This is a genomic window from Streptomyces colwelliae (genome assembly GCF_048158785.1).
Classification (GTDB): Bacteria; Actinomycetota; Actinomycetes; order Streptomycetales; family Streptomycetaceae; genus Streptomyces.
This window is the reverse complement of record NZ_JBLTJC010000575.1, coordinates 1-4,707: the sequence shown is the minus strand read 5'-3', so window position 1 is coordinate 4,707 and position 4,707 is coordinate 1. Positions and strand designations below refer to the sequence as shown.

5 protein-coding genes are annotated in these 4,707 nt (G+C 70.7%); 4 read left to right on the top strand and 1 reads right to left on the bottom strand.

Annotated elements, in window-relative coordinates; all coding sequences use genetic code 11:
* On the bottom strand, nucleotides 1–926 hold a 926-nt coding region (locus tag ACNFOC_RS51160), incomplete at its 3' end, for a serine/threonine-protein kinase (RefSeq protein ID WP_416965826.1).
* Nucleotides 927–1,133: 207 nt separating this feature from the next.
* Between ACNFOC_RS51160 and ACNFOC_RS51155 the strand changes: the two genes are divergently transcribed.
* The 4 genes from ACNFOC_RS51155 to cseC all read left to right on the top strand — a co-directional run bounded on the left by ACNFOC_RS51155 (nucleotide 1,134) and on the right by cseC (nucleotide 4,575).
* On the top strand, nucleotides 1,134–1,673 hold the full coding sequence (locus ACNFOC_RS51155; protein WP_019064956.1) for a SigE family RNA polymerase sigma factor: 540 nt from the start codon (nucleotides 1,134–1,136) through the stop codon (nucleotides 1,671–1,673).
* Nucleotides 1,661–2,350: a hypothetical protein gene (locus ACNFOC_RS51150; protein WP_416965825.1), complete on the top strand. Its 690-nt coding sequence runs from the start codon at nucleotides 1,661–1,663 to the stop codon at nucleotides 2,348–2,350. Before ACNFOC_RS51155 ends, ACNFOC_RS51150 begins: the two co-directional genes overlap by 13 nt.
* Nucleotides 2,351–2,515: 165 nt before the next feature.
* Nucleotides 2,516–3,223: a two-component system response regulator CseB gene (cseB, locus tag ACNFOC_RS51145; RefSeq protein WP_405973425.1), complete on the top strand. Its 708-nt coding sequence runs from the start codon at nucleotides 2,516–2,518 to the stop codon at nucleotides 3,221–3,223.
* A gap of 44 nt (nucleotides 3,224–3,267) precedes the next feature.
* Nucleotides 3,268–4,575 (top strand): two-component system sensor histidine kinase CseC, encoded by a 1,308-nt coding sequence (cseC, locus tag ACNFOC_RS51140; RefSeq protein WP_416965824.1) that lies wholly within the window; start codon nucleotides 3,268–3,270, stop codon nucleotides 4,573–4,575.
* Nucleotides 4,576–4,707 lie beyond the last annotated feature (132 nt).

Here is a 4,707-nt window from a genome sequence, read left to right as displayed (position 1 = left end):
TCCCGCCCCCGAGCCACCGCCACCCGCCGGTCCACCTCGGTAGGCGCATGCCCGGCCTCACCCCCGCGCAGCTCCGTGACAAACGCCAGGCAGGACTCGTACCGATCATCAGGACTCTTCGCCAACGCCTTCGCGAAAACCCCGTCGACGTGCCCCGGCAGACCGGACCGAGCCTCACTGACCGCCGGAGGCACGTCGTACTGGTGGGCCCAGAGGAGCGCCATGTCATCGTCCCGCCGGAACGGCGGCCGCCCCGCGAGGGTCTCGTAGACGACGCACGCCAGCCCGTACACATCGCACCGCCCATCGACCGGCCGCCCCGAGATCTGCTCAGGAGCCACATAGTCGAGCGTACCCACGAACTGCCCGACAGTCGTGAACCCGGTGAGTGACAGCGACTTCTTCGTCAGACCGAAGTCGGTCAGATAGACGTGTTCCGGGTGGTCGCTGTCGGTCCCTCGGGCCACCAGGATGTTCCCGGGCTTCACATCCCGGTGGACCAGCCCGTGTTCGTGGGCCGCGTCCAGCGCGGACGCGACCTGCGTGGCGATGCGCGCCGCCACCGGGAGTGCCAACGGGCCTTCCCGGTCCAGGAGATGACGCAGGTCGCTGCCGGAGACGTAGCGCATCGCGATGTACAGGACGCCGTCCGTCTCGCCCGCCTCGAAGACGGGGACGATGTGCGGGTGGTCGATCGCGGCGGCGACCCGGGACTCGTGGGTGAAGCGTTTGCGGAAGGTGTCGTTGCGGGCGAGTTCGGGGGCGAGGAGCTTGAGGGCGACCGTGCGGTCGAGGCGGAGGTCGTGGGCGCGGTAGACGACGGCCATGCCGCCGCGGCCGATCTCGTCCTCGATGCGGTACCCCGCGATCTGCTGCCCGATCAGCTCGGAGGGGCGGCCGGAGAAGAGGCTCGCGTCACGGGCCATCGGGGCTCACGACCTGGGTGGGGGCGTGCCCGGGGTCGGCCGGTTCGGCGCGGGGTCCGTCGTCCGAGGCGTAGGTGCTGCAGGCTGCTCCGCACAGTGCCGTGACAACCCCTCCGTAACTTCATTTGCGTACCGCAGACCAGCGGGACGGCAGCAGAGGACAACCGGCAGCAGGCGGGTCGGAAACGGGGATGGAGGCGGTTGATCATGGCGCAGGGCGAGGTGCTCGAATTCGAGGAGTACGTCCGCACCCGACAGGACGCGCTGCTGCGCAGCGCCCGCCGTCTGGTGCCGGACCCGGTCGACGCCCAGGACCTGCTCCAGACGGCGCTGGTACGGACGTACGGCCGCTGGGAGACCATCGAGGACAAGCGCCTCGCGGACGCGTACCTGCGCCGCGTCATGATCAACACGCGGACCGAGTGGTGGCGGGCCCGCAAGCTCGAAGAGGTCCCCACCGAGCAGCTGCCGGACGCGAGCGTCGACGACGCGACCGAGCAGCACGCGGACCGGGCGCTTCTTATGGACATCATGAAAGTTCTCGCTCCGAAACAGCGCAGTGTTGTCGTCCTGCGACACTGGGAGCAGATGTCCACCGAAGAGACGGCCGCGGCCCTGGGCATGTCGGCCGGTACGGTCAAGAGCACGCTGCACCGGGCGCTCGCCCGGCTCCGGGAGGAGCTGGAGGCCCGCGACCTGGACGCACGCGCGCTGGAGCGTGAGGAGCGGGAGCGTTGCGCGGCCTGAGCGACGACACCCCTGGGCCCGGCGCGAGGGACGGCGCCGGGCCCAGCAGGGTGCGCGGAAGCCTTGAGGCGGCGTTCACGGCGCTGGCCGTGCTCGCCGCCCTGGCCCTTTTGGTGTCCGGCTGCGCCACCGGCGGCACCGGCGCCCGCGACGAGGGCCCGGCGCACTCAGACTCGGTGGCGGGCGTCGCGGAGGCCAAGTCCCCCTCGCCCTCCGCGACCACCGACGACCACGTGGACGCGGTCAAACTCGTCATGGACGACCCGAAGGTCTCGGCGGCGGTCAAGCACGAGCTGAAGCCGTGCGTCGCCGACGAGTACGCGGTCGACGTGTCGTACGGCGAGCTGACCGGAAGCACCGCGAACGACGTCGTCGTCAACGTGATGACCTGCGGCGATGCGGTGGGGATCGGCTCGTACGTGTATCGCGACAAGGGCGGGACGTACGAGAATGTGTTCAAGGCCGAGGAACCCCCGGTCTACGCGGAGATAGACCGCGGCGATCTGGTCGTCACCAAGCAGGTGTACGAGAAGGGCGACCCGGTGTCGAGTCCCTCCGGGGAGAACGTGATCACGTACCGCTGGACCTCGGGCCGTTTCGTCCAGGAGTACAGCACCCACAACGAGTACAGCAACGCGGTCGGGGGCGACGCCTCGCCCGCCCCGAGCAAGAACTGAACCGATCGGAACCGACCGGAACCGGCCCCGAAGGAATCCCGTCGGAACCGAACCGGTCGGAACCGAACCGATCGGCCGCCCCGATCCGATGCTTCAGTGAACGCGGACGCCGCCCCAGGCGTCCCATGCATGAGAACGACCCACACGAGGACTGAGAGCACCGGGATGGCAGACCAGACCCACGTCCTGTTCGTCGAGGACGACGACGTCATCCGCGAGGCCACCCAACTCGCCCTGGAGCGGGACGGCTTCGTGGTCACCGCCATGCCCGACGGGCTGTCGGGCCTGGAGGCGTTCCGGGCGGACCGCCCCGACATCGCGCTGCTGGACGTGATGGTCCCGGGCCTGGACGGGGTGAGCCTGTGCCGCCGTATCCGGGACGACTCGACGGTCCCGGTGATCATGCTGTCGGCGCGCGCCGACTCGATCGACGTCGTACTCGGCCTGGAGGCCGGGGCCGACGACTACGTGACGAAGCCCTTCGACGGTGCCGTCCTGGTCGCCCGCATCCGCGCGGTGCTGCGCCGCTTCGGACACGCGAGCGGCAGCGACCGTACGGCGGACGCGGAGGCGGCCCCGGTCGGCGGCGGGGTGCTCACCTTCGGCGACCTGGAGATCGACACCGAGGGCATGGAGGTACGCCGGGCCGGCCAACCGGTGGCACTGACGCCGACGGAGATGCGGCTGCTCCTCGAATTCTCCTCGGCGCCGGGCACGGTGCTGTCCCGCGACAAGCTTCTGGAGCGGGTGTGGGACTACGGCTGGGGCGGTGACACCCGGGTCGTGGACGTCCATGTGCAGCGGCTGCGGACGAAGATCGGCCAGGACCGGATCGAGACGGTCCGCGGCTTCGGCTACAAGTTGAAGGCCTGAGCAGGGGTATGCGGGGGAATTCACGGCGCACGGTCCCGTCGTTCATGGACAGAGCGGGCATCCGTACCGGCCTGAGATGGAAGCTCAGCGCGGCCATCGCGCTGGTCGGCACGCTGGTCGCGATCGCGCTCAGCCTGGTCGTGCACAACGCGGCCCGGGTCTCGATGCTGGACAACGCGCGCGACCTCGCGGACGAGCGCGTCCAGATCGCGCAGCGCAACTACGAGCTGTCCGGGCGGCCGAACTTCCCCAGCATCAAGATCGACGACCCGCGTCTGCCGCCCGCGCTGCGCGAGAAGGTCGAGGAGGGCCGCCGGGCGACGTACGTCACCGACCGGCCGCACGGAGTGCCGGACATCTGGGCGGCCGTACCGCTCAAGGACGGTCACGTCATGTCCCTGCACACCGGGTTCACCGACCGCAGCACGGACATCCTCAAGGATCTCGACCAGGCCCTGGTGATCGGCTCGATCGCGGCTGTGCTCGGCGGCAGCGCGCTCGGTGTCCTGATCGGCGGCCAGCTCTCGCGCCGCCTGCGCAAGGCGGCGGCCGCGGCGAACCAGGTCGCCAAGGGCGAGACGGACGTACGGGTGCGGGACGCGATCGGCGGGGTCGTACGGGACGAGACCGACGACCTCGCGCGCGCGGTGGACGCGATGACGGACGCGCTGCAACAGCGCCTTGAGGCGGAACGAAGGGTTACGGCGGACATCGCGCACGAACTGCGCACGCCGGTGACGGGTCTGCTGACCGCGGCCGAACTCCTCCCACCGGGCCGCCCCACGGAACTCGTCCTGGACCGCGCGAAGGCGATGCGCACGCTGGTCGAGGACGTGCTGGAGGTCGCCCGGCTCGACGGGGCGTCCGAGCGGGCCGAGTTGCAGGACCTCATGCTGGGCGACTTCGTGAGCCGCCGGGTGATCGCGAAGGACCCGGACGCGGTGGTGCACGTCGTGCACGAGTCGGAGGTGACGACGGACCCGCGCCGCCTGGAGCGCGTCCTGTTCAACCTCATCGCCAACGCGGCCCGGCACGGCAAACCGCCGATCGAGGTCTCCGTCGAGGGCCGCGTCATCCGGGTCCGCGACCACGGCCCCGGCTTCCCCGAGGAACTCCTCGCGGAGGGCCCGAGCCGCTTCCGCACCGGCAGCAAGGACCGCGCGGGCCACGGCCACGGCCTGGGCCTGACCATCGCGGCCGGCCAGGCCCGAGTCCTCGGCGCCCGCCTGACCTTCCGCAACGTACGCCCGGCGGGAGCACCGGACCACATCCCGGCGGAGGGCGCGGTCGCGGTGCTGTGGCTGCCGGAGCATGCGCCGACGAGTACGGGCAGCTATCCGATGTTGCCGTAGCTTTTGGCGGGGGTTCGGGGCGGCGGGCTTCGGCGGCGAGCGGGTCGGGGGAACTCACGCGCTCGGCCGGCTGCGGCACTCTCACGTCACTCGGGACAAGCAGGGGTGCGAGGCAGCGGGGCCCTCACGTAC

Excerpts from the sequence above, each read along its gene's own strand:
- ACNFOC_RS51155 (WP_019064956.1), top strand. The coding sequence starts at position 1,134 with ATGGCGCAGGGCGAGGTGCTCGAATTCGAGGAGTACGTCCGCACCCGA.
- cseB (WP_405973425.1), top strand. The coding sequence starts at position 2,516 with ATGGCAGACCAGACCCACGTCCTGTTCGTCGAGGACGACGACGTCATC.
- cseC (WP_416965824.1), top strand. The coding sequence starts at position 3,268 with ATGGACAGAGCGGGCATCCGTACCGGCCTGAGATGGAAGCTCAGCGCG.